This is a genomic window from Acidocella sp. MX-AZ02 (assembly GCF_000306035.1).
Classification (GTDB): domain Bacteria; phylum Pseudomonadota; class Alphaproteobacteria; order Acetobacterales; family Acetobacteraceae; genus Acidocella; species Acidocella facilis.
Map to the genome: position 1 here is coordinate 124633 of NZ_JH976207.1, position 22123 is coordinate 146755.

At 62.3% G+C, this 22123-nt stretch carries 21 protein-coding genes, 1 tRNA gene and 1 other annotated feature; of the genes, 12 read left to right on the forward strand and 10 right to left on the reverse strand.

All coding sequences use genetic code 11. The features are described from left to right. On the forward strand, positions 1-419 hold a 419-nt coding region (locus tag MXAZACID_RS19045), incomplete at its 5' end, for a hypothetical protein (RefSeq protein WP_008492052.1). 32 nt (positions 420-451) lie between these two features. Here MXAZACID_RS19045 and MXAZACID_RS00630 read toward each other — a convergent pair. The 6 genes from MXAZACID_RS00630 to MXAZACID_RS00650 all read right to left on the reverse strand — a co-directional run bounded on the left by MXAZACID_RS00630 (position 452) and on the right by MXAZACID_RS00650 (position 5385). Beyond that, positions 452-1933: a SulP family inorganic anion transporter gene (locus MXAZACID_RS00630; protein WP_008492053.1), complete on the reverse strand. Its 1482-nt coding sequence runs from the start codon at positions 1931-1933 to the stop codon at positions 452-454. A 50-nt stretch (positions 1934-1983) separates the two neighbouring features. Then, positions 1984-2039, reverse strand: a sequence feature (sul1 is cis-regulatory element that is thought to sense ions involved in sulfur or methionine metabolism; They are found in Alphaproteobacteria). A 74-nt stretch (positions 2040-2113) separates the two neighbouring features. Continuing rightward, entirely contained in the window at positions 2114-3250 is a 1137-nt protein-coding gene (lldD, locus tag MXAZACID_RS00635; protein WP_008492054.1) for an FMN-dependent L-lactate dehydrogenase LldD, read from the reverse strand. Beyond that, positions 3247-3990, reverse strand: coding sequence for an FCD domain-containing protein (locus MXAZACID_RS00640; protein ID WP_008492056.1), 744 nt, complete (start codon positions 3988-3990; stop codon positions 3247-3249). Before MXAZACID_RS00640 ends, lldD begins: the two co-directional genes overlap by 4 nt. Then, complete coding sequence (locus MXAZACID_RS20290; RefSeq protein ID WP_256378772.1) at positions 3980-4105, reverse strand: hypothetical protein; 126 nt, start codon at positions 4103-4105, stop codon at positions 3980-3982. The genes MXAZACID_RS00640 and MXAZACID_RS20290 overlap by 11 nt, the downstream gene beginning before the upstream one ends. Before the next feature lie 204 nt (positions 4106-4309). Beyond that, positions 4310-4831 carry a chromate transporter gene (locus MXAZACID_RS19050; protein WP_008492057.1) on the reverse strand — a complete coding sequence of 174 codons (522 nt, stop codon included), beginning with the start codon at positions 4829-4831 and terminating at the stop codon, positions 4310-4312. Further along, the gene (locus MXAZACID_RS00650) at positions 4828-5385 is read right to left on the reverse strand and encodes a chromate transporter (RefSeq protein WP_008492058.1); all 558 of its coding nucleotides are present in this window, start codon (positions 5383-5385) and stop codon (positions 4828-4830) included. The genes MXAZACID_RS19050 and MXAZACID_RS00650 overlap by 4 nt, the downstream gene beginning before the upstream one ends. 66 nt (positions 5386-5451) lie before the next feature. Between MXAZACID_RS00650 and MXAZACID_RS00655 the strand changes: the two genes are divergently transcribed. Further along, positions 5452-5880, forward strand: a complete 429-nt coding sequence (locus tag MXAZACID_RS00655; protein ID WP_008492059.1) for a cupin domain-containing protein — start codon at positions 5452-5454, stop codon at positions 5878-5880. Positions 5881-5978: 98 nt separating this feature from the next. Continuing rightward, positions 5979-6311, forward strand: coding sequence for a rhodanese-like domain-containing protein (locus tag MXAZACID_RS00660; protein WP_008492060.1), 333 nt, complete (start codon positions 5979-5981; stop codon positions 6309-6311). Here the strand turns inward: MXAZACID_RS00660 and MXAZACID_RS00665 are convergent. Further along, positions 6301-7197 carry a LysR family transcriptional regulator gene (locus MXAZACID_RS00665; RefSeq protein ID WP_008492061.1) on the reverse strand — a complete coding sequence of 299 codons (897 nt, stop codon included), beginning with the start codon at positions 7195-7197 and terminating at the stop codon, positions 6301-6303. The genes MXAZACID_RS00660 and MXAZACID_RS00665 overlap by 11 nt on opposite strands. A gap of 98 nt (positions 7198-7295) precedes the next feature. Between MXAZACID_RS00665 and MXAZACID_RS00670 the strand changes: the two genes are divergently transcribed. The 5 genes from MXAZACID_RS00670 to MXAZACID_RS17570 all read left to right on the forward strand — a co-directional run bounded on the left by MXAZACID_RS00670 (position 7296) and on the right by MXAZACID_RS17570 (position 11473). After that, entirely contained in the window at positions 7296-8411 is a 1116-nt protein-coding gene (locus MXAZACID_RS00670; RefSeq protein ID WP_008492062.1) for a TDT family transporter, read from the forward strand. A gap of 129 nt (positions 8412-8540) precedes the next feature. After that, positions 8541-8617, forward strand: a tRNA-Arg gene (locus MXAZACID_RS00675). 150 nt (positions 8618-8767) lie between these two features. Further along, on the forward strand, positions 8768-9412 hold the full coding sequence (locus tag MXAZACID_RS00680; RefSeq protein ID WP_008492064.1) for a DUF4433 domain-containing protein: 645 nt from the start codon (positions 8768-8770) through the stop codon (positions 9410-9412). After that, entirely contained in the window at positions 9412-10476 is a 1065-nt protein-coding gene (locus tag MXAZACID_RS00685; protein ID WP_008492065.1) for a macro domain-containing protein, read from the forward strand. The genes MXAZACID_RS00680 and MXAZACID_RS00685 overlap by 1 nt, the downstream gene beginning before the upstream one ends. 22 nt (positions 10477-10498) lie before the next feature. Then, positions 10499-11473, forward strand: coding sequence for an EcsC family protein (locus MXAZACID_RS17570; protein WP_168118366.1), 975 nt, complete (start codon positions 10499-10501; stop codon positions 11471-11473). A 720-nt stretch (positions 11474-12193) separates the two neighbouring features. Here the strand turns inward: MXAZACID_RS17570 and MXAZACID_RS00695 are convergent. Further along, on the reverse strand, positions 12194-12769 hold the full coding sequence (locus MXAZACID_RS00695; protein WP_008492067.1) for an HD domain-containing protein: 576 nt from the start codon (positions 12767-12769) through the stop codon (positions 12194-12196). A 95-nt stretch (positions 12770-12864) separates the two neighbouring features. Between MXAZACID_RS00695 and hsdR the strand changes: the two genes are divergently transcribed. From hsdR to MXAZACID_RS00715, 4 genes are read left to right on the forward strand one after another with little or no spacing between them, the layout of a single operon-like run. Next, positions 12865-16248: a type I restriction-modification system endonuclease gene (gene hsdR / locus MXAZACID_RS00700; RefSeq protein ID WP_008492068.1), complete on the forward strand. Its 3384-nt coding sequence runs from the start codon at positions 12865-12867 to the stop codon at positions 16246-16248. 12 nt (positions 16249-16260) lie between these two features. Further along, positions 16261-17760, forward strand: coding sequence for an N-6 DNA methylase (locus tag MXAZACID_RS00705; RefSeq protein ID WP_008492069.1), 1500 nt, complete (start codon positions 16261-16263; stop codon positions 17758-17760). Further along, a complete protein-coding gene (locus MXAZACID_RS18090) occupies positions 17757-19091 on the forward strand; it encodes a restriction endonuclease subunit S (RefSeq protein ID WP_008492070.1) in 1335 nt (444 codons plus the stop codon). Before MXAZACID_RS00705 ends, MXAZACID_RS18090 begins: the two co-directional genes overlap by 4 nt. A 43-nt stretch (positions 19092-19134) precedes the next feature. Continuing rightward, entirely contained in the window at positions 19135-19692 is a 558-nt protein-coding gene (locus MXAZACID_RS00715) for a hypothetical protein (RefSeq protein ID WP_008492071.1), read from the forward strand. 334 nt (positions 19693-20026) lie between these two features. On the opposite strand, the gene MXAZACID_RS00720 is transcribed toward MXAZACID_RS00715, so the two are convergent. Together MXAZACID_RS00720 and MXAZACID_RS00725 are read right to left on the reverse strand one after the other, a co-directional pair. Beyond that, positions 20027-20332, reverse strand: a complete 306-nt coding sequence (locus tag MXAZACID_RS00720) for a hypothetical protein (RefSeq protein WP_008492072.1) — start codon at positions 20330-20332, stop codon at positions 20027-20029. A gap of 126 nt (positions 20333-20458) precedes the next feature. Then, positions 20459-21802 (reverse strand): site-specific integrase, encoded by a 1344-nt coding sequence (locus MXAZACID_RS00725; protein ID WP_051060124.1) that lies wholly within the window; start codon positions 21800-21802, stop codon positions 20459-20461. Between the last annotated feature and the right edge of the window lie 321 nt (positions 21803-22123).

Below are 22123 nucleotides of genomic sequence, written 5' to 3' on the forward strand. Positions count from 1 at the left end.
TGGGCGTCATATTCCACAATACCCCGATCGAGATCCGCTATCTGGCCTTTGCCCTGCCCTGGGTGGCGCTCGCCATCGCCCCCGCCTTGCCCCGTCCGCTGCTGGCGCTGTGGCTGGGGCTGGGCGCTCTGGCCAGTTTCGGGCTGATGGCCTCGCCGCTGACCATGCAGCCCCAGGGCCGCGCCGCGCATCTCGCCGCCGCCTGGCCGGGGGCAGTGGTGGCGCTGCCCTTTGGCAATGACGGCGTCGGCGTGCCCGGCCCCTTCATCGCCGCCGCCCCGGATGCGATGCGGCTGCTCCTGCTGCGCCCCGGCGATCTCCCACCGCCCGGCGCCGTGCGCGTCGCCATCCGCGCGGATGATGCCAGCCGCGCCGTCAGCGCTGGCATGGGCTGCGCCGCCCTGGTCTGCGGCCCATAAAAAACCCCGGGGCCAGCCCGGGGTTGTCTTGGTCAATGCGCCGAGGGCAGCGCCTCGCCATTGCGGTGCGCGGCGAAGCGCTCCACCATCGTCTCGCTCGCCTGGTTGAGGCCGGTGATCTCCACCTCCAGCCCATGCCGCCTGGCCTTCATCACAATCCGGTCCAGCGCGCCGACGGCCGAGATGTCCCAGAAATGCGCCCGGGAGACGTCGATCTCCAGCCGCTTCACCGCTGTCTCCTGCACATCCACCGCCTCGCCCAGCAGCCCGGCGGAGGCGAAGAAAACCTGCCCCTCGACCAGATAGCGCCGCGTCCCGCCATCCTCGGACAGACGCGAGGAGACACGCACCAGCCGCGAGACCTTGCCGGCGAAGAAGATGCCCGAGAGCAGCACACCGACGGCAACCCCCTTTGAGAGATCGCCGGTGAACACCACCGTTAGCACCGTCGCCACCATCACGATGGAGGAGGGCCAGGGATTGGTGCGCAGCTGCGGGATCGAGCGCCAGGAGAAGGTATTGATCGAGACCATGATCATCACCGCCGTCAGCGCCGCCACCGGCACGATCGCCAGCAGCCCGTGCAGCAGCACCAGCAGCACCAGCAGGAAAATTCCCGCCACCAGCGTGGAGAGCCGCCCCCGCCCGCCGGAGGTGACATTGATGACCGACTGCCCGATCATCGCGCAGCCGCCCATGCCGCCGAACAGCGCCGAGCCGATATTGGCGATGCCCTGGCCGATACATTCCCGGCTTTTATTGCTGGGCGTGTCGGTCATGTCGTCGAGGATCTGCGCGGTCAGCATCGTCTCCAGCAGCCCGACCGCGGCCAGCGCCAGGGCCAGCGGCGCCAGCAGCTGGAAGGTGCCGAGGGTGAGCGGCACATGCGGAATGCTAAAATGCGGCAGGCCGGTGGGCAGCGCGCCCAGCTCCGCCACATGCTTCACCGGCAGATGCAGGACATAGCTCACAAAGGTGACGACGATGATCGCCACAAGCGGCGCGGGGAACGCCTTGGTGATGTAGGGAAAGCCGTAAATCACCAAAAGCCCGAGCGCGATCAACCCGTACACCGCGTAGGGCACGCCGATCAGCTGCGGCAGCTGCGCCATGAAAATCAAGATCGCCAGCGCATTGACGAAGCCGGTCATCACCGATTGCGAGACGAAGCGCATCAGCCGTCCCAGCTTGAAGATGCCGGCGATGATCTGAAACACGCCCATCAGCACGGTGGCGGCGAGCAGATAGCCGAGCCCGTTTCTATGCACGATCGGCCCCATCAGCACGGCGGTGGCGGCGGTGGCGGCGGAGACCATCGCCACCCGCCCGCCGGTGAAGGCGATGATGGTGGCGATGACGACAGAGGCGTAAAGCCCGACTTCCGGCGGCACCCCGGCCACCACGGAAAACCCGATCGCCTCGGGGATCAGCGCCAGCCCCACAACGAGGCCGGACAGGAAATCGACGCGAGGCTGGGCAAGCCAGTCCCGGTAAAAGGAGGATTGTTTGGTCATGGGATCTTTGAATGAATTTCAGCGAGGGGCGGGGCAAAGCCCGTTGCCCGCGTTGTCCGGCGGATCGGCGGCCGGAAGAGCCACCCGGATTTTCACCGGGTCCTGACGAATGATCCCAGCATAGTCAGGCTTCTGCTGCGGTGCAACAGTTACGGACGAAACCCTGTCCTGTCCGGGGGCTCACCCCCGGTCCAGAATCTCCCCATTGATCTGCGCAATCCGCGTCACCCCGGTCAGCGCCATCGCCACCCGCATCTCCTTGGCGATCAGTTCCAGCAGCTTGGTCACCCCGGCCTCGCCGCCGGTGGCCAGCGCATACACGTAAGCCCGGCCCAGCAGCACCGCATCCGCGCCCAAAGCCAGCATCCGCACCACATCCAGCCCAGAGCGCACCCCGCCATCGGCAAAGATGGTCAGCTCGCCCTTAACCGCCTCGACGATGCGCGGCAGCGCCCGGGCGCTGGAGAGCACGCCATCGAGCTGGCGGCCGCCATGGTTGGAGACGATGATGCCATCGGCGCCGAATTTCACCGCCTCGCGCGCATCCTCGGGGTCGAGAATGCCCTTGATGACGATCTTGCCCTTCCAGAACTCCCGCAGCCATTGCAGATCATCCCAGGCGATCGCCGGGTCGAAATTATTGCCGAGCCAGGCGATGTAATCCTCCAGCTTGGTCGGCTGGCCGCGATAGGCGGAGATATTGCCGAGATCATGCGGGCGCCCATTCAGCCCGACATCGAAGGCCCAGCCGGGATGCAGCATCGCCTGCAACACCCGCCGCCAGGGGCCGCTGGGGCCGGACATGCCGGCATGCAGGTCCCGGTAGCGCGCGCCCGGCACCGGCATATCCACGGTGAAGATCAGCGTGGTGATCCCCGCCGCCCAGGCCCGCTCCAGCGCGTTGCGCATGAAGCCGCGATCCTTCAGCACATAAAGCTGGAACCAGATCGGCTTGGCGAGCGCGTTCTGCACCTCCTCGATCGGGCAGACCGAGACGGTGGAGAGGGTGAAGGGAATCCCCGCCTTCTCCGCCGCCCTCGCCGCCTGCACCTCGCCACGCCTTGCATACATGCCCGCCAGCCCGACCGGGGCGATGGCCACCGGCATCGCCATCTCCTGCCCCAGCACAGTGGTGGCCAGCGAGACATCCGCGACATTCTTCAACACACGCTGGCGCAGCGCCAGATCGGCCAGATCCGAGATATTGCGCCGCAGCGTCTGTTCCGCATAGGCGCCGCCATCGGCATAATGGAACAGGAAGGGCGGCAGGCGCCGGCGGGCGGCTTCGCGGAAATCGGTGGTCGAGGAGATGATCATGCAGGGTCGCTCGCTGGTTGCAGGGAAGGGGAGAGGCGCAGCATTCTGGCCTCGTCATCCTCGACCCGCCGCAGCGTCGCGGCGACGAAATCGAGATGCAGCAATGCCGCCCGGCGCGCCTGCTCCGGCTGGCCGGCGGTGATGGCGCCAACCAGGGCGCGATGCTGGCGCGCGAGCATGCGGAAGGTCTGCGGGCGGGTATAGAGTTTTTCCAGGCTGTGGGAGATGCTGGCGGCCAGCAGCTCGAACAGCCCGCGCATCATGTGCAGCAGCACGAGGTTGTGCGAGGCTTCGGCGATCAGCAGATGCAGCGCCGCATCGCCCTGCGCATCCTCATGCGCGCTGCCCGCCTCATGGATCTCCTCCAGCCGCTCGATCTGCGCCGCGAGCCGGGCCTTGTCCGCCTCGGTGGCGCGCATCGCGGCCAGCTCGGCCGCCTGCGCCTCCAGCACCCGGCGGATCTCCATCACATCGCGCCAGTAAGACGGGTTCTGGCGCATCAGCCCGGCCAAAGGGGCGACGATCTCGTCCAGTTGCGGCGCCTGCAGATAATGTCCGCTGCCCGGCCGCGCCTGCACCCGGCCGGATTGCGCCAGCCCGTGCAGCGCCTCGCGCAGGCTGGCGCGCGAGACGCCAAGCCGCGCCGCCAGCACCCGCTCCGCCGGCAGCCTGTCGCCAGGGCGCAGGCCCGCCTCGCGGATCAGCCCCTCAAGCCGGGTGGAGAGCGAGCTATTTGCCATTGGCCGGACCGGTTTCCTTTTCTTTAAAAACTGCCCCAGCTTTGCCGCCGCGCGGCAGGTCCGGCAAGCCGGAATTGGTCCGACCAAAATTTAAGAGGCTGTCCCAGATCTTCATTCATCTGGCCATTATGTCGATCCCGAGTCTCTTCGCCTTTTGCCCGTGGCGTCAAGGGCGCGCGGCTTCGCCGCGCGTCGCCGAAGGCGAGTCAACCCCTTGACGCCACGGGCAAAAGGCGAAACCCTGCAATGATCGAAATAATGCTGATCCTTCAAGGCGTTGAAGGCCTGAGCTCGAAATTTATCTGGGACAGCCCCAAATTTAATTCAGAAATACCAGCCCGAGCAGCGCCCCCGCCCCGAACATCCAGAGCGGATGCAGCCTGGTCCGCCAGGCCAGCAGCGTGGTGGCGGCGGTGAGCAAAGCGGTGAGCCAGCCGGTGTCGGACTGGCGGACCAGCACATAGGAGGTGGCGAGCACCAGCCCGGCGGTGAGCGGCAGCAGCGAGGCCTGCGCCACCCGCCGCCAGCGCGCCTGCCGGTGCTTGTTGAACAAGGCCGCGACCATCGCCGCGACGATCCCCGCCGGCAGCACCATGCAGAGCGTCGCCAGCAGCCCGCCCACCACCCCGGCCACATGCGCGCCAATGACGGTGACCAGGATCACATTCGGCCCCGGCGCGGTGTTGGCGATCGCGTAGAGCTGCGCGAATTGCGAGGCGGTGAGCCAATGTTTCTGGTTCACGACAACCTGCGCCAGCTCCGGCACGGTGGAATTCGCCCCGCCCACCGCCAGCAGCGAGAGCTTGCCGAACAGCAGCGCGATCTCGCCCAGAATGTTCACGTCACCGCCCGCCAGGAGAGATAGACCGAAAGCGGCAGCACGATCAGCACGATATAAGGCAGCGAGACATGCAGCCCCACCGCCAGCCCGAACACCGCCAGCGCCAGCGCCGCATTGCGCCAGCTTTTCACGATCGGCACCGCGATGCGCAGCGACGTTCCCAGCACCAGCCCCGCCGCGGTCGCCGCCAGCCCGAGCAGCGCGTGGCGCACCGGGGCCAGCCCGCCATAGCGCGTATAAAGCCCGCCCAAGCCCAGCACGATGGCAACCGGCGCGCTCATCAACCCGCACATCGCCGCCGCCGCGCCGCTCACCCCGGCCTCCCGCGCCCCGAAGGCGAAGCTGAGATTTACCACATTGGCGCCGGGGAGCGATTGGCAGAGCGAGAACAGCTCGCTGAATTCCTGCTGGCTCAGCCAGCCGCGCTCATCGACGATCATCCGCCGGATGATCGGCAGCACGCCGCCGAACCCCATGATCCCGGCCATGAAAAATCCGCTGAACAGCTGGGCATGGGTGAGGCGCGGACGCGGCGCGGGCGGGGCAGGGGGCATTTTTGCCAGAGTAGGCGGGCCCCTCGCACTCTGGCAACGCGGGCGGGCGCAATGTAGGTCCGTGACATGAGCATCGATCTGCGCGACCCCACCCTTGCCGCCGAAGCGGTGAAAGAAGCCCTGGCCCTGCGCCCGCATCCCGAAGGCGGGCATTACCGCGAGCTTTGGCGCGACAGCCCGGCCGAAGGCGGGCGAGGGGCCGCCAGCTCCATCCTGTTCCTGCTGGAAGCGGGCGAGCGTTCGCACTGGCACCGGGTCGATGCCGCCGAGCTCTGGCTCTGGCAAGGCGGCGCGGCTTTGGAACTTGGCATCGGCAGAGAGACATTGCGGCTTGGCCCGAACCTCGCCGCCGGCGAGGCGTTGCAGGCGGTGGTGCCGAAGGCGGCCTGGCAGGCGGCCCGCGCGCGCGGGCCCTGGAGCCTGGTCTCCTGCGTCGTTGCCCCGGCCTTCGAGTTCGCGGGGTTCGAGCTGGCGCCCCCCGGCTGGTCACCCTGATTGAGGCTTAAGGCGTTGTAACCGGCCCGTGCTTGCGGCCCCCCGCCAGCGCGCCTAAACCCGCCGCAATCTCGATCCCGTGACAGGACACGTCCAATATGACCAGCACCGGCTCCGCCTCCCGCCCCTTCACTTTGTATGACCCGTTCGCGCTGAAAGACGCGCTGGCGGCCAACAGCATCATCCTCGTCGATGTGCGTGAGCCGCAGGAATGCGAGGCGGCGCGAATCGAGGGCGCGATGAACCTGCCGCTTTCCAGCTTCGACCCCTCGGCGCTGCCCTCCGGCGAGGTGGTGCTGCTCTGCGGTGTCGGCAAGCGCTCGCGCATGGCGGCGAATTTATGCGCGCAGGCCGGCATGCCGGTGGCGGGGCATCTGGAAGGCGGCATCTCCGCCTGGATGCAGGCGGGCTTGCCCGTTCTCAGGGGATAAAAGGCGGCATTTTCGCCGCCAGCGCCAGAAAGGCGCCGGCGGCTTTCGGCACGTAGCGCTGCTTATGCCGCACCGCCTGGAAGGGCCGCGGCGGCAGCAGCAGATTGGCCCGCCGCAACGCCCCGGCGCTCAGCGCCCGGGCACAGACCAAGGGCGAGAGGCAGGCCACCCCGGCGCCCTCCGCCACCGCCTCGCGCACCGCCTCGTTGGAAGGCAAAGTGAGGGTGATGTTCAGCGCCTCCAGCGCGATGCCGCGTTCGGCCAGGTGCGCCAGAAACGCCTCGCGCGTGCCCGAGCCCTCTTCCCGGAACACCCAGGCGGCGCGGCGCAGATCCGCATTGGTGAGTTCGCCGCCCCTGGCCCAGTCATGGCCGGGCGGGGTGACGATGGCCATCCGCTCCGCCGCCACCGGCTCCACCAGCAGCCCCGGATCGTCCAGCGGCCCTTCCACGAAGCCCAGCTCCGCCGCGCCCAGCGTCACCGCGCGCGCCACCTGGGCGGTGTTGCCGATGGCGAGATTGATGGTGAAGCCCGGATGTTGGGCTTTGAAGGCGGTGATCAGCCGCGGCAGGTAATAGCTGGCGATGGTCTGGCTGGCATGCACGGCAAGCTGGCCATGGCGCAGCCCGGCATAGTCGCGCAGCGCCGTCTCCGCCGCCGCCGCCCGCGCCAGCACGCCCCGCGCCTCCTCCAGAAACAGCCGCCCGGTTTCGGTGAGCGCGATATTGCGCCCCACCCGATCGAACAATTTCACGTCATGCTGCGTCTCCAGCGCCGCGATGGAGGCCGAGACCGCCGCCTGGGTGAGATTGAGGGCGGCGGCGGCGCGGGTGATATGCTGGCGCTCGGCCACGGCGGCGAAAATGCGGAGCTGTTCGAGGGTCATGCGAAATACATAAACCAATTTTATCAATCGAACAAAAACTATCAGTTTTTAAGATTGTTTCGCGCGGCCTAGATCAGCGGGCGAAAGGCAGGTCACAAATGTTCGCTCGACCCTTTACCCATCATGCGCATCCGCTCGAGCTGGTGCGCCATTTCACGCCCAACTGGTTCACCGTCACCATGGGCACCGGCGTGTTCGCGCTGCTGCTCAACCAGCTGCCCGGCCCGGCCTGGCTGCCGGGGCTGGCGGCGGAGATCTGGCGGGCGAATATCGTGCTGTTTTCGGTGTTTTCCCTGGCTTATCTGGCGCATTGGGCGCTGTATCCGCGCCAGGCGGCGAAGATTTTCAGCCATCCGGTGATGCCGATGTTCCTGGGCGCGATCCCGATGGGGCTGGCGACCATCACCAACGGCACCCTGGCCTTCGGGCATGACCCGCAGCTGGCCTTGCGGCTATGGGAGGTGGATGCGCTGCTCTCGGTGCTCACCGGGCTGGGCGTGCCGCTCGCCATGGTGGTGACGCAGAAACATATGCTGGAATCGATGACCGGCGTCTGGCTGCTGCCGATCGTCGCCTGCGAGGTGGCGGCGGCCAGCGGGGCGCTGCTGGCGCCGCATCTGCCGCAGGACGTGGCGGCCAATCTGGTGCTGGCCGGGTATGGGCTGTGGGCGCTTTCGGTGCCGCTGGCGCTGGGTATTCTCACCATTCTGTTCCTGCGGCTGGTGCTGCATTCGCTGCCGGCGCCGGAGCTGGCGGTCTCTTCCTGGCTGGCTCTGGGGCCGCTGGGGACGGGGGCGCTGGGGCTGCTGTTGCTGGGCCAGGCGGCGCCGGGGGCGTTCGCGGGCGGGCATCTCGCCTTTATCGGCCCGGTGGCGCAGGGGCTGGGGGTGATTGGCGGGCTGGTGATCTGGGCCTATGGCGCCTGGTGGCTGGCGCTGGCGGTGGCGATGGTTCTGGTGCAGCGCCCGCATCGTCTGCCCTTCAACATGGGCTGGTGGGGCTTCACCTTTCCGCTCGGCGTGTTCATCCTGGCGACCAACGCGCTGGGGGCGCAGACGGGGCTGGCGGCCTTTATTTTGGCCGGGCATGTGCTGACCGGCATTTTCACCGCGCTCTGGAGCATCGTCGCCCTGCGCACCGCCCGCGGCGCCTATCACGGCTCCCTCTTCACAGCGCCTTACATGCCCCCTTCAGCGCCCAAACCCATGGCCTGAACGTGCAAGGATTTTGGAGTGCCGGCCCCACTCTCCGGCGGCCAGACGCAGCGCCTCGCCAAGGCCGCCGCCCTGGCCGCCCCGACAGTTGCCCCGGCAGGCTGATACCGCTAGAAGGGCTTCCAAGCCGGACCCGTAGCTCAGCTGGATAGAGCGTTGCCCTCCGAAGGCAAAGGTCGCGCGTTCGAATCGCGCCGGGTCCGCCAGGGTTTTCAATAAGTTATGCCAAATATTGGCGACCTGGATTTTGCCGCAGGTTCCACATAGGTTCCAGACACAAAATCTTCTTGTCCGGAGAACGCCCTGCCAATGCGGACTTGTGGTAAACGCGGCGTCACGGGATAGTCACCGGCTACATGCCGATTAATCTCACCCCCGAACGCGGCCTGCTGTTCCGCATCACCCACATTGCCAACCTGCCCTGGTTGCTGGCGAATGGCCTTCATTGTGCCAACAGTGCCGTGGTTGATCCTGATTTCGTGGCCATCGGCAATCCTGAGCTGATCGGCAAGCGTACCCACCGAACGGTGCCGCTGCACCCCGGCGGGACGCTGGCGGATTATGTTCCGTTCTACTTCACCCCAAAATCGCCGATGCTCCTCAACATCAAGACGGGGCGCGGCGGGATTGCCCAGCTCGATAACGATAAGATCGTTATTTTAGTCTCATCTTGCCAAAGCATGACCCAGAATGGCGTCACCCTCCTGTTCACGGATCGCCATGCTTATGTTGCAACAGCCGAGTGGACCACCGACCAGAGCCGCCTGGGAGAGATAATCGACTGGGATATTCTGCGTCGACATGACTTCGCCCGCGATGATAGCTATTTAGACAAGATGGAACGCTATCAAGCCGAAGCCCTGGCCCACCGTCACGTCCCTCCGGGCGCGCTGCTCGGTGTCGCCTGCGCGTCGGGGAGCGCCAAGCCCATTGTGGAAGCAGCCGTCGCGGCTGCGGCAAGCGCGGTTAAGGTATTCGTCCGCCCAGGGTGGTATTTCTGATGCTCCGCTATACCCAAGGCAACCTTCTGGAATCCAGGGCCGAGGCGCTCGTGAATACCGTCAACACGGTAGGAATCAGCGGCAAGGGCATTGCCCTGATGTTCAAGGAAGCCTACCCGGATAATTTCCGGGCCTATGAAGCCGCCTGCAAGGCCGGGCAGCTTGAACCCGGCGGCCTGTTCATTACCGAACGCCATGACATGCTTGGCCCGCGTTACATCATCAATTTTGCCACCAAGCAGCATTGGCGGAATCCCTCCCGCCTTGAATGGATTGAACACGGCCTCGCTGCGCTCGGGCAAGAAATCGAGGCGCGCGGCATCCGCTCGATTGCCATCCCGCCGCTCGGTGCGGGCAATGGCGGCCTGGATTGGGCCAGGGTGAAACACTTGATCGCCGAGTCGCTTGCCGGTCACGACTGCGAGATCATCGTTTTTGAACCGACCAAAACCTACCAAAACGTCGTTAAGCGCAATGGCGTCGAAAAGTTGACGCCCGCCCGCGCGGCGATGGCGGAGATGATCCGGCGCTACGAGGTGCTGGGCTTCGACTGTTCGATGCTTGAAGCCCAGAAGCTGGCGTGGTTCCTGCACCGGGCAACCCAGCGCCTCAAATTGCCGGTTCTGATCGCTGATGATTTTACGGCCAATCGCTATGGCCCCTACTCGGATAAAGTCCGGCATCTGCTCGATAGCCTTGATGGCAGCTACATCACCTGCGAACGGCGGGTGGCAGACGCGCGCCCGTTCGATCCGCTCCACTTCCGGCATGACCGTCAGGATCAAATCAGCGCCTACCTGACCTCACCGGATGCCAGCCCCTATCGGCCCGCGCTTGATGAGGCTGCCAATATCATCGACGGCTTCCAATCTCCCCATGGGTTGGAACTGCTGGCAACGGTTGATTGGCTGAACCATGAATCAGGCGTTCCCCTGGCTATTGATGTGATGGCCGATGCCATTGCCCGTTGGCCGGGGCCTGAAGGCGCGGCTGAGCGTAAGGTGCGAGTTTTTACGCTGCTTCATATTGAAGTCGCCATCAATCACCTCCGCGCCACCGCATAAGGTTTCCTCTTTTGCTGGCCGAATGGCGTGTTTTATCAGGGCCGTCTTGGTTAATCACCGCTTCGGCGAATACCGTATTTCTTCTCTTGCCTTATCGGTTTTGGATAAATATTGGGAAAGCTTTGCTTGTTCGCAATATTTATCGAGTGAGGAACGCATGGACGAGTCTATCTTCGGTCGCACAAATGCCTGCGTTGGCATAAGTAAGGACGATTGTGAACAGCTATGGCAAGCAGCCACAAAGATGCTCGATGCTCGCAATATCGTGATGAAAATCGTCGAATCGCTGGGTGATGCAACTTCATGGGTCGGTGAGCGGGTACAAGATGTACTGAAGGATAAATTCGGCCTGGATGTCTCTGAGAAGGTCCAAGAGATCACACAGGATTTTCTTTGGAACTTCCAGTCTGGGGCGATGACCGGACTCGATGCAGACGGTATTGGTGATCGTTGGGAGTGGCTCCATAAGGCCGTTGTTGTAGCGAGTGGTCTTTCTGGTGGTTTCTTTGGCCTTCCTGGGCTGCTCTGGGATTTGCCGATTACAACCGCCAATATCATGCGTTCTGTCGCGGACATTGCTCGTTCGTTCCCAGGGGAGGACATCAAAAGTGATGAAACAAAGCGGGCTTGTATCGAAGTTTTCGCGGTTGGCAGCCCTCTGTCAGAAGATGATGAAGCCGATCTTGGCTATTGGGCCGCGCGAACCGGCCTGAGCCACGCAGGCATCGAACTAGTTATCAAAACCGTTGCGGCCAGATTTGGCGTGGTGGTCTCTGAGAAAATTATGACACAAGCCGTTCCGATAGCGGGCGCCGCTGCTGGAGGGGCGCTCAACTATGCTTTTATTGATTATTACCAAGAAATGGCACGTGTGCACTTCATGGTCCGAGGGGTCGAGCGAAGGGCTCCAGATTCTTCGGCCGTTCGCCCTTGTTTTGCGGCGATTGTCCGGGAAATCCGCTCCCGACGCCGGATTAGAGGTAGCAAGGCAGAGTAGGGCCGTGCACGCCGTGAACACGGTCGTGTGTCTTACTCTGAGGATGCAATAGAATGTCGTGTCGGATCACTCATTCTGCCTGCCCCCGAGGGTGCGCTGAGCACAAGGTAGGGTTCCCCCCATCAACCACGTAAGTTTTTCTCCTAAACAAGTCGTGACGGCAGCTTTCACAGGCCGGGATGGTGTGTTTCGTCCGGGTCGCTCTTCAGCAGTGCCACACGATGAAACTGCTGACGGGTGAGAAAGCCGATGCCGTGGTCTGGTAGTACTGGCGGCGCCGCATCGGAGGAACAACCCGGCAACCGTGGGGGAACTGTTGCGTAGCCGGGGCCTAGTGACTGGGCGGGTCGTCCGCCGGTTTACCGGGGCGCAACACGGAACGCACGAAGACGGGCAGACTTGTCACGCCAAGCGCCCTTCTTATCCGGCCGGGTAGACCTGAGATACGGCGCGCGTTGCCGGATGCTTGCAGCTATGGGGCCCGGCTCCCTTCGGGAAGTGCCTCCGCTGTCGCAGTCTAACCAGACGTCCCGGCTTCGGGGTCTGGCTAGGCGAACTGTGGCAGCAACCGGAACCCTCTCCGCTTGGGAAGTTCGGATTAGAGAAGAACTTGTAATTAGTGATTCTCCTTAAAAACTCTGATTCTTCTTTTGTTTTCAATATTGAATCTTTATCTTTAACCATTGGCGGGCGCGGATAGGATTGGCGCGCGGCGGCGGATCACCCGGCCAGCCGCCTCATCTCATCCACAGCCACGCCAAGTTCCGAAGACAGACTCCCCGGCATGATGCGTGCGAAAGCCGTGGCCAGATTTTGGTAATACCACAGCGTACCTTCCTTGCCGCCGGTGAACCGTGAGAACATTTCCTCGCCAAGGGTGCGTAAATCGGTAACGATGGCGCGGGCGTTGTAGAGCTTGTCTGCACATGACACGAGCCAAACATCCGGCCCGGCTTCTTCAAGGTGCGCGATGTAGGCTTCCTTGCGCGCACGCCAGGGCGGCTTTGGAAGTGTCTCTGCGTCGGTGCAGCCGCGCACGATGGTGGCCACACGCAGACCGTATTTTGCCTTGATGACAGGCTCCTGCTCGATGCCCTGATCCTCGATAGCGTCATGCAGCAGACCGGCAATCGCCTGATCCTCGTCACCGTTAAACTCCAGCACGAGGCTCGCTACGCCGAGCAGATGCGCGATGTAAGGTGTGTCGCTGCCCTTGCGGCGTTGCTCCGCATGAAGCCTCAAGGCGAATGCCGCCGCATCGATCAGCCGGACCCAACAGCCTGACTCAATATCCATTTTTTCGTCTCCCCGATTTTCGTTAGCATTCGGCCCAAGGGCCTTCCTTCCCACAGTATATTGAATCCGTACCAAAATCGACTAGGCTCCTCCCTATGGAGGCTTCGGGCAATTTCAGCTTTCTAGCGACGGCGGATGAGCGCCTTGCCCGGCTTGGGGCATTGGCCGAGCGGTATTTTTTCGATGACGCGCCCGGGGCGCTAATCAAGCTCCGGCAGATGGGTGAGTTCATCGCCAAGGACATTGCCGCGCGCCATGGGCTGCTGCCCGCCACCGGCGCCAGCTTTGATGACACGCTGCGCGCCCTCCGCACCCGGTCAGTGCTGCCCCGCCAGGTGGCGGATTTGTTCTTTCACCTGAAGCAACTGGGCAACGCGGCGGCCCATGAGGATACCGGAACCCAGGGCCAGGCACTGCAAGCCCTGAAAATCGCACGGCTCGCGGCGGTGTGGTTTCACCAGACCTACAACAATACCCCCAACTTCAAGCCCGGCCCGTTCATCCCGCCCGCGCCGCCGCTGGATGCTTCCGCCGCACTCCGGGAGGAGGTGGAGAAGCTGCGTGCCGAGGTCCAGGCCAGCACCGACCGCGAGGCAAAGGCCCGGCTGGCGGCGGAAGAAGCGCGGGAAGCCCACCTCAACGCCATGGCGGAAACCCACGCCGCGCAGGAGGACCGCACCTTCTGGGAGCAATACGCCACGGAGACGGAAGCCGGGCTGAAGCAGGCCGAAGCCGCCCTTAAGGCCGCCCAGGCTGCGGCCCAGGCTACCCCCGCGCCGCAACTCGCCCTATTCACCCAGCTTGGCCAGCAGCAGGCGGACAAGATTGAGCTGGATGAGGCCACCACCCGCATCCTCATTGATGACCAACTCCGCGCGGCGGGCTGGACGGTGGACACCGCCTTGTTCCGCCACGCCAACGGCACGCGCCCCGCACCCGGCCAGGCCATCGCCATCGCGGAATGGCCCACCGCCAGCGGCCCGGTGGATTATGCCCTGTTCATCGAAGGCCGCTGTGTCGGTGTCATCGAGGCCAAACGGGGCATCACGGATGTCCCCGGACGTCTCGGCCAGGCCAAACGCTATGCGCGGGACATCACCCTCACCCCGGACGAGACGCTGCCCGCCAGCCCTTGGACCCATGACACGGAGCGGTTCCGCGTCCCCTTCACCTTCGCCACGAATGGCCGCCCTTATGTGAAGCAGTTGGAGACCAAATCCGGCATCTGGTTCTGGGATGCCCGGCCCGGTGGTGGCCCGCCGCGCGCCCTGGTGGAATGGTTCTCCCCCCGAGACCTTACCGAGCGCCTAGAGCAGACCCGAACCAACCCGGCGGCGGAGGCTGACCGCGAGCTTGGCATCCAGGGCCTACGCCCCTACCAGAACGAGGCCATCGCCGCTGTTGAGGCCGCCGTGGCGCGCGGGCAGACCAGCATTTTGCTCGCCATGGCTACCGGCACCGGCAAGACGCGCCTCGCCATCGCGCTGATGTATGAATTGCTCCGGCGCAAGCAGTTCCGCCGTATCCTCTTCCTGGTGGATCGCAACGCGCTGGGCCGCCAGACGCTGGATGCGATGAGCACCACCGAGGCATCCGGCTTCCTCAAATTCGACCAGATATTCCCCATAGCGGACCTGGACAGGAAATTCCCCGAGGCGACCGACCGTGTGCAGGTGGCAACGGTGCAGGCCATGACCCGCCGCGCCTTCGATGACCCCACCGTGCAGCGCCCCACCCCCGGCACCTATGATCTCATCATCGTGGATGAGGCGCATCGCGGTTACACGCTGGATGCCGAGTTGCGGGAGGATGATCTCGGCTTCCGTAATCTGGAAGACTACCTTTCCGCCTATAAGCGCGTGCTGGAATATTTTGACGCGACTCGAATTGCCCTCACCGCCACCCCGGCACTCCACACACGCGAGATTTTCGGAAACCCGGTCTATCGCTACAGCTATCGCCAGGCGGTTATCGACGGCTACCTGATCGACCACCGCCCGCCCCGGCGCATCACGACCGCGCTGAGCCAAACCGGCATCACCTTTAATAAAGACGAGGAGGTGAGCATCATCGACCCGCGCACCGGGCAGGTGGACCTGTTCAACCTCCCCGATGAGGTTGGCTTCGAGGTCGCGGAGTTCAACAAGAAGGTTTACACGGAGCCTTTCAACCGTGCCGTGGCCGAGGCCATTGCCCTGGAATGCCCGCCTACCGAGCGCGGTAAAACCCTGATTTTTGCCGCCCGGAATGACCATGCGGATACTCTGGTGAAAGCACTTGAATACGCCCTGGAGCAGGAATACGGCCCGCAGCCCCACGACCTTGTGGAAAAAATCACGGGCACGGTGGACAAGCCCCTGGACCGGATCAAAGCCTTCAAGAACGACCCGCGCCCCAAATACGTCGTCACCGTGGACCTGCTCACCACCGGCATCGACGTTCCCGCCATCACCAACCTCGTTTTCGTGCGCCGGGTGAACAGCCGCATCCTCTATGACCAGATGATTGGCCGCGCCACCCGCCGCTGCGACGAAATCGGCAAGGAATATTTCCGCATTTTTGATGCGGTTGACATCTACACCAATCTTCAAGACTTCACGGACATGCGCCCCGTGGTGGCGGACCCGGGGCTTACCTTTACCACCCTGCTGGCGGACCTCGAACGCGCGCCCTCCGAGGAAGACCGCGCCTTCGTGCGCGATCAGATCGTGGTGAAGCTGCGCCTGAAACTCCGCCGCCTGGAGGGCGCGCGGCGGGAGGCGCTGGAAACTGTTCTGGGCAATCTGGATGAGCTGCCCGACCGGTTGAAAGATGCCGCCCCGGCGGAAACCCTCGCCTTCTTCGGCCAGCACCCCACTCTGGCCGCGACGTTGGATGCCGTGCGCCCGGAGGGGCGGGGCAATGGTGTGTTCATCTCCGAGCATGAGGATGAGTTGCTCTCCGTGGAGGATGATTACGGCGCCACAGCCAGCCCGGCGGATTATATCGACGCTTTCGAGCATTTCATTCGTGACAATATGAACACCACCCCCGCGCTCATCGCCGCCACGCAGCGCCCGCGTGAGCTTACCCGCGAGGCGCTGAAATCCCTCGCCCGGCTGCTGGATGAGAATGGTTTTTCCGAAGCCGCTCTGCGCCAGGCCTATGGCCGCGCCCGCAATGCGGATATTGCCGCGCATATTATCGGCTTCGTGCGCCAGGCCGCCATTGGCGATCCGCTGGTGCCTTACGCCACCCGTGTGGATAACGGCGTGCGGCGCATCCTCGCCAGCCGGGACTGGACACAAAAACAGCGCCAGTGGCTCAACCGTATCGGGAAAGCCTTGAAATCCCAGCCGGTAGGCGACCCGGAATTGTTCAACGAGGGCGTCTTCCCGCGCGATGGCGGGTTTGCGGTGATCGACCGGGATTTCGGCCATGAGCTTGACGCCGTGCTCAAAGACCTGAACACCGCCATCTGGGATAGCCACGCCGCGTAACCTGGAGAGCCTATGAATCCGTCACCTGAGCTTGTGAACCGTCTCTGGCGCCTGTGCGCCCTGCTCCGCAAGGACGGCGTGACCTACCAGCAATATGTGACCGAGCTGACCTATCTGCTCTTCCTGAAAATGGCCGCCGAGAAGACGGACGCCCAGGGTAAGAAAATCGAGCTGAGCATTCCGGCCAAATACCGCTGGGGCGCGCTGAAGGCGGCTGCGGAGACGGAGGTGCTGCAAACCTACCGTCAGCTTCTCACCGCACTTGGCAACCCGGCCGAGACCAAAAACGGCGCGGTTGTCGCCATATTCCAGAACGCTTCCACCATCGTCCGCGAGCCTGCCAATCTCCGCAAGCTGATTGACGCCATCGACGCGCTGCACTGGTTCACTGAGGAGCGTGATGCCTTCGGTGACACCTATGAGGGCCTGTTGCAGAAAATGGCCGAGGAGACCAAGCGCGGCGCCGGGCAGTATTTTACCCCACGCGTGCTGATTGACGTGATGGTGAGGCTGACCCAGCCGCAGCCGGGCGAGATCATCCAAGACCCTGCCGCCGGGACGGGCGGGTTTATCATCGCCGCTGACCGTTTTATGCGCGAGCAAAGCGATGATTATTTCGACCTCTCGCGCAAGGAGCAGGATTTCCAGTTCAAATCCGCCCTGCGCGGGGTGGAGAATGTGCCGGACACGTTCCGCCTGCTGCTGATGAATTTGCATTTGCATTCCATCGAGCCGGAGAATTTCGAGCTGGCGGATACGCTCTCCCCCGCCGGTGCCGCGCCAAAATTCAAGGCCGCGCACCTCATCCTCACCAACCCGCCCTTTGGCCCTGCGGGCGGGCCGCCGACGCGGGATGATTTTACCATCACCGACCGCGTTTCTTCCTATCAGCTTCCTTTCGTGGAGCATTGCATCCGCGCCTTAGCACCCGGCGGGCGCGCCGCCATTGTGGTGCCGGATAATGTGCTGTTCGATGACGGGCGCGGCAAGCAACTGCGCCAGATGCTGATGAACCGCTGCGACCTGCATACCATCTTGCGCCTGCCCACCGGCATTTTCTACGCCCAGGGGGTGAAAACCAATGTGCTGTTCTTCACCCGCTCAACCGATGACGCGCCGGTGAAGGATGCCACCAAGGCGGTGTGGATCTACGACCTCCGCGCCAACGCCCCTTCCTACGGCAAGACCAACCCGCTCCGGGCGGAGGATTTTGACGCTTTTTGCGCCGCCTATGGCAAAGACCCGAACGGCAAGGCCAAGCGCCGGGATGAAGGCGAGACCGGCCGCTTCCGCCGTTTTACGCGCGAGGAGATTCTTACGCGCGGCGATAATCTGGATATTTCCTGGCTCAAGGATTCGAGCGCGGATGCCGAAGAGGGATTGTCCGACCCGGCGGATATTTGCGCCGCGATTGAAGGGCACCTCTCTACCGCATTGGAGGAAATCCGCGCGCTGATGGAGGAGTTTTCTGCCGATGCCGTGGAGGACGTGGCGGCGGAGGTCGTGGAATGACGCTGTCGAGGGGGTGGCTAGACACGCGCCTCAGTGAGTGCGTCGAAGCCATTCAATATGGACTGACATGCACCTCCAACGCCGATGGCTCTGGACATCGTTACATCAGAATTACGGACATTCAGGACAATAAAATCCAATGGGATAACGTACCCTTTGCAAATGAAGATGCGAGCAAGGCTGAAGCCTATGAGGTTTCAAAGGACGACATCTTATTTGCACGAACTGGTGCAACGGTTGGCAAATCATTCCTTCTCCCTGAACTTCCCTATCGTGCTGCCTTTGCGTCGTACCTCATCAAAGTAAGGTGTAACAAGGAAATCCTATTGCCTGGGTTCGCGGCGTGGTTTTTTCGTTCACCAGTATATTGGGATCAAATACTGGAGGGCGCGAAGGGCACTGGACAGCCGAATTTCAACGGCTCAAAATTAGGCGCCTTATCACTTCCCCTTCCTCCTTTCGCAGAGCAGCGGCGCATCGTCAAAAAACTGGACGCGCTGACCGTCCGCATCACCCGCGCCCGTGCGGAATTGGAGCGGGTGCCGCTCCTCGCAGAACGTTTGAGGATAGAGACACTTCGAGCAGTTTTCCGGCTTGATGACTTCCGTTCCGATGGGGCTAAGCCATGGGATGCAAAGCGCATTGACCAGATCGGCACCGTTCAGCTTGGCCGCCAGAGATCACCCAGGGACCATCAAGGCCCTAATATGCGTCCATATCTACGTGCGGCAAATATCACCTGGAATGGCGTGGATTTAACGGACGTAAAGGAAATGAATTTTAGCCCTTCAGAGTTTGAGACATACAAACTTGAAGCGGGTGATGTCCTACTCAATGAGGGTTCGGGGAGCGCAAAGGAGGTTGGGAAGCCCGCCGTATGGAATGGTGAGATAAAAGACATATGCTTTCAAAACACGATTTTGCGTATCCGCCCCCACAGTTACAATCCGAAGCTGCTTCAGTATTGCCTGCTCTACATAGCGCTAACAGGTAAATTCATTAAGAATACGCAGGGCGTGAACATCATTCATATCGGCAAGGCTGGTCTCGCCAGCTTTGTAATTCCCGTCCCTCCCGCGAATGTTCAAGAAACGCTACTTGAGGAAATAGAGTTGGCCTTCGCCCGCACCAACCGCTTAGAAGCCGAAGCCGCGCGGGCCAAAACCCTGTTGGACAGGCTGGAATCCGCCATCCTGGCGCAAGCCTTCAAGGGCGAGCTTGTGCCGCAAGACCCAGAAGACGAACCGGCGGAAACCCTCCTCGCCCGCATCCGCGCCACCCGCGCTGCCGCACCCGCCAAACGTAAACGCCGGGTGAAGGAGGAGGCGTGACCAAATGCAATCCCCGATTGGGGCGACTTGAAGGATCGCACCTATGGAACCTGATGAACAACCCAGCGCCCAGACAGCCTTAGGAACCCAGGAACAGAAGCCACCGATTCACGCGGATGATCCTCGGCTGAAACATATCGCCGAGGAATTGATGCAAGCAAAGGCCGCACAGGCGCGCAGCTTAACCCTCGAAGACACCTATATCCAATACGTTACATTTGCGAATGCCGGAGGTATTGCAGCGTGCCTTGGCATAGCAGATGTTCTGGCAGGCAAAACGGGCGCACCCCTCGCGGCGGAATTACCCGCGACCATCGGGCCGATGGCCTTATTCTTCATCGGCCTTATAGCCAGCGGCGTCACACTCTCCCTGCGTTCGAAGCAAGCCTTGCACGAGGCAGAAGAAACTGCCCGCCGCGCGAACCATCTCCTTGAAGGCATGGGCCATGGTGTTACCCTCCCGCACGGGGCGTTTTCACCGCTGGAGGTTCGCGTCTTGCCGTACCTCAATAAAGCGGTGAACGCCGCCGGATTGGTTGCACAATTCGCTTTCCTATTTGGAGGAATATGGGGCCTTCATCACATCTGGACATTGCGGTAGGGGGCGGGTTTCTCGTATTCAAAGCCATTGCTCGATGTCCGCAAAATGAGGACATAAAAAGCCTCGCCATGTCCGCATATTCAGGACATGAAGCATTCAACATATTCCATAAAAGGAATGGTAATGCGTCAGAGTCTCACGCGCCCGATGGGATTCAGCCGTGAGACTGAGCATGTGAGACTCACGGATACAGTCTCAGAAGATTGTAGAGCATAAGCCAAAAGATCGTAAAATTTTTTTTTGGAGATATTTTTCTCTCCCCGCTTGGACGGGTGTAAACAGAATTATTTGCGCCCGTGCAGCGAAGACATAATGCTGCCCGAACGCCCCCGTTTTATGAACCGGACTGCGGTTCGATCTCCATAGTATCGCCGACGGACGCGGAATTGTCGTTCACACCGCGCTTGGGCAGTTCCGCCGTGGAGCGGACCTTCTTCGAGAGGCGCCCCCGCGCCCATTCGAGCGCGTCGTCCCAATCATACAGCACCGTCGCACCCCATTTCGTGAAAGGCGGCCCGTCGCCACGGCAGGCAAATACGGCCAGGGTTGAGGGTTTGATAGGATATCCCTTCTCCGTCAGCGATTCCGCCAACACCTTGCGTTTGAGAAGGCGGGGATGATCCGGCGCGGGAGAAGGCATAAGGCTCGCTCCTGTAATAAAAAGGGAAGCGAGTATAAACATATAAAGGCAGCTAAAAGAAATACCTCGAAATCCTATTGAGTACGATTTTTCAAAGAAAAACGCTTCGGATTTCCTATTCGGCCTTCACGCGACAATTTCCGCACTTGGAAAGGGGATGATGTTACCTTCCTCAGCCATCGGCACCAACCCCATACGCCGGGCGATCTCCAGTGCCACTTCATCCGCAGCCGCAAGCAGCACATCATCCGCGTGGTGAGTGTACCGACCAGTTACGGAGTGCTGCTTATGCCCCACGAGCGCGCCGATGGTCGATTCCGTGCGCCCCATATCCGCCGCAACAGAGATGAAGGAATGCCGGAGGACGTGCGGTGTCACGCTCTTATCCAGCCCGGCCTTGTCCACGGCGCACTGGAAAAAGGAACGGAAACCACTCATTACCCCGCCGCCGCGCGTGGGCGGGAAGAAAAGCTCATCGGCTTTACCTTTACTCTGGGCACGCAATATGTCCGCAGCCACTCTGGCCAGGGGGCGAGCGCTGGCATCCGTTTTCGTGTCGATAATCGCCAGACGGCCATCCTGGTGCATATCACCACGGCGCAGATTGACGGCCTCACCGGAACGCCAGCCCGTGAAGGCCAGGAATTTTATTGCCGCCAGGGCAGGGGGCCACATCTCATTGCTCAACACCACCAGGGCCGCCCCAAGTGCGGCGTACTCCTCATCCGAGAGGCGGCGTTTCTTCTTATTATCTGCATAGCGTGTTACCCCGCGCACCGGGTTGTCCGCTCGCATCCCCTCCTTCACCGCATACTCGAAAATGGCCCCAAGCAAGCCGACAGTGCGCGAGGCCGCACCCTTCCCGCCACGGATGTTATGCAGGACGCGGGGTTTATCCCCCTTCTCGCGCTTGGCCGTCTTCCCCGCCGCGACCTCGCGCAAGAACTTTTGAACATCCTTGCTGGTGACGCCCTGCACCTTTTCCTTGCCCAGCAGTGGCTTAATATGCGCCTCAATCCGGCTCCTATCCGTGGCGATGGTTGAGGCCTTCTTGGCCTTGCCGCCGCGCTTCAGAACGTCGCCCTTCTCTGCCGCCGTCAGGTACTCATTGCAGAGGTCTGCCACCGTAGGCGCTGCCCGCCGCGCGCGTTTTTCCGCCGCCACGTCGCGCTTGTTTACATGCACCTCAGCCAGAAGAGCCATTGCACGCTTCCGGGCTTCATCAAGGGTCCACGGATCACCAAAGCGGCCTATGGTCATCTTGCGGCGAACGCCGTCCGCATTGCGGTATTGAAGGAAAAAGACCGGAGCGCCCGCCCCCTGCCGACGTACCCCGAACCCAGTGGCCGAGGTGCAGAAAATCATGCCTCCAACGGGCAACGCCTCTATATCTGCCTTGGTCAGCCTGTTCCTGGTTTTCATCTGGGCTACCTCTTCAGGGTCAAATCGTAGGTTCCAGGCAGGTTCCATATAGGTTCCAGACGCCGTTAAACCGCGTTAAAGTCGATATAACGAAATACAAGAATAATATAAGTAAAATCAATCAAATAGGAAATACAAAAAGAACACTAAAACCCCCCAAAACCTCCACTCTTGCCCTCAGAAGGCAAAGGTCGCGCGTTCGAATCGCGCCGGGTCCGCCAATTTTCTCTATCATTTCAAGGACTTTCTGAGTCCATAGGTGTTCAGCCTCAGTGCCTCGCGGGCGTTGCAACCGCATTGCAACCGATCGGCCATGAATTACTCCGAGACTCGCGGGGACACCGACAGGCCTATCGCTGCGTTGGGCCT

Excerpts from the sequence above, each read along its gene's own strand:
- MXAZACID_RS00630 (WP_008492053.1), bottom strand. The coding sequence starts at position 1,933 with ATGACCAAACAATCCTCCTTTTACCGGGACTGGCTTGCCCAGCCTCGC.
- lldD (WP_008492054.1), bottom strand. The coding sequence starts at position 3,250 with ATGATCATCTCCTCGACCACCGATTTCCGCGAAGCCGCCCGCCGGCGC.
- MXAZACID_RS00640 (WP_008492056.1), bottom strand. The coding sequence starts at position 3,990 with ATGGCAAATAGCTCGCTCTCCACCCGGCTTGAGGGGCTGATCCGCGAG.
- MXAZACID_RS20290 (WP_256378772.1), bottom strand. The coding sequence starts at position 4,105 with ATGAAGATCTGGGACAGCCTCTTAAATTTTGGTCGGACCAATTCCGGC.
- MXAZACID_RS00650 (WP_008492058.1), bottom strand. The coding sequence starts at position 5,385 with ATGCCCCCTGCCCCGCCCGCGCCGCGTCCGCGCCTCACCCATGCCCAG.
- MXAZACID_RS00655 (WP_008492059.1), top strand. The coding sequence starts at position 5,452 with ATGAGCATCGATCTGCGCGACCCCACCCTTGCCGCCGAAGCGGTGAAA.
- MXAZACID_RS00660 (WP_008492060.1), top strand. The coding sequence starts at position 5,979 with ATGACCAGCACCGGCTCCGCCTCCCGCCCCTTCACTTTGTATGACCCG.
- MXAZACID_RS00665 (WP_008492061.1), bottom strand. The coding sequence starts at position 7,197 with ATGACCCTCGAACAGCTCCGCATTTTCGCCGCCGTGGCCGAGCGCCAG.
- MXAZACID_RS00670 (WP_008492062.1), top strand. The coding sequence starts at position 7,296 with ATGTTCGCTCGACCCTTTACCCATCATGCGCATCCGCTCGAGCTGGTG.
- MXAZACID_RS00680 (WP_008492064.1), top strand. The coding sequence starts at position 8,768 with ATGCCGATTAATCTCACCCCCGAACGCGGCCTGCTGTTCCGCATCACC.
- MXAZACID_RS00685 (WP_008492065.1), top strand. The coding sequence starts at position 9,412 with ATGCTCCGCTATACCCAAGGCAACCTTCTGGAATCCAGGGCCGAGGCG.
- MXAZACID_RS17570 (WP_168118366.1), top strand. The coding sequence starts at position 10,499 with ATGGCGTGTTTTATCAGGGCCGTCTTGGTTAATCACCGCTTCGGCGAA.
- MXAZACID_RS00695 (WP_008492067.1), bottom strand. The coding sequence starts at position 12,769 with ATGGATATTGAGTCAGGCTGTTGGGTCCGGCTGATCGATGCGGCGGCA.
- hsdR (WP_008492068.1), top strand. The coding sequence starts at position 12,865 with ATGGAGGCTTCGGGCAATTTCAGCTTTCTAGCGACGGCGGATGAGCGC.
- MXAZACID_RS00705 (WP_008492069.1), top strand. The coding sequence starts at position 16,261 with ATGAATCCGTCACCTGAGCTTGTGAACCGTCTCTGGCGCCTGTGCGCC.
- MXAZACID_RS18090 (WP_008492070.1), top strand. The coding sequence starts at position 17,757 with ATGACGCTGTCGAGGGGGTGGCTAGACACGCGCCTCAGTGAGTGCGTC.
- MXAZACID_RS00715 (WP_008492071.1), top strand. The coding sequence starts at position 19,135 with ATGGAACCTGATGAACAACCCAGCGCCCAGACAGCCTTAGGAACCCAG.
- MXAZACID_RS00720 (WP_008492072.1), bottom strand. The coding sequence starts at position 20,332 with ATGCCTTCTCCCGCGCCGGATCATCCCCGCCTTCTCAAACGCAAGGTG.
- MXAZACID_RS00725 (WP_051060124.1), bottom strand. The coding sequence starts at position 21,802 with ATGGAACCTGCCTGGAACCTACGATTTGACCCTGAAGAGGTAGCCCAG.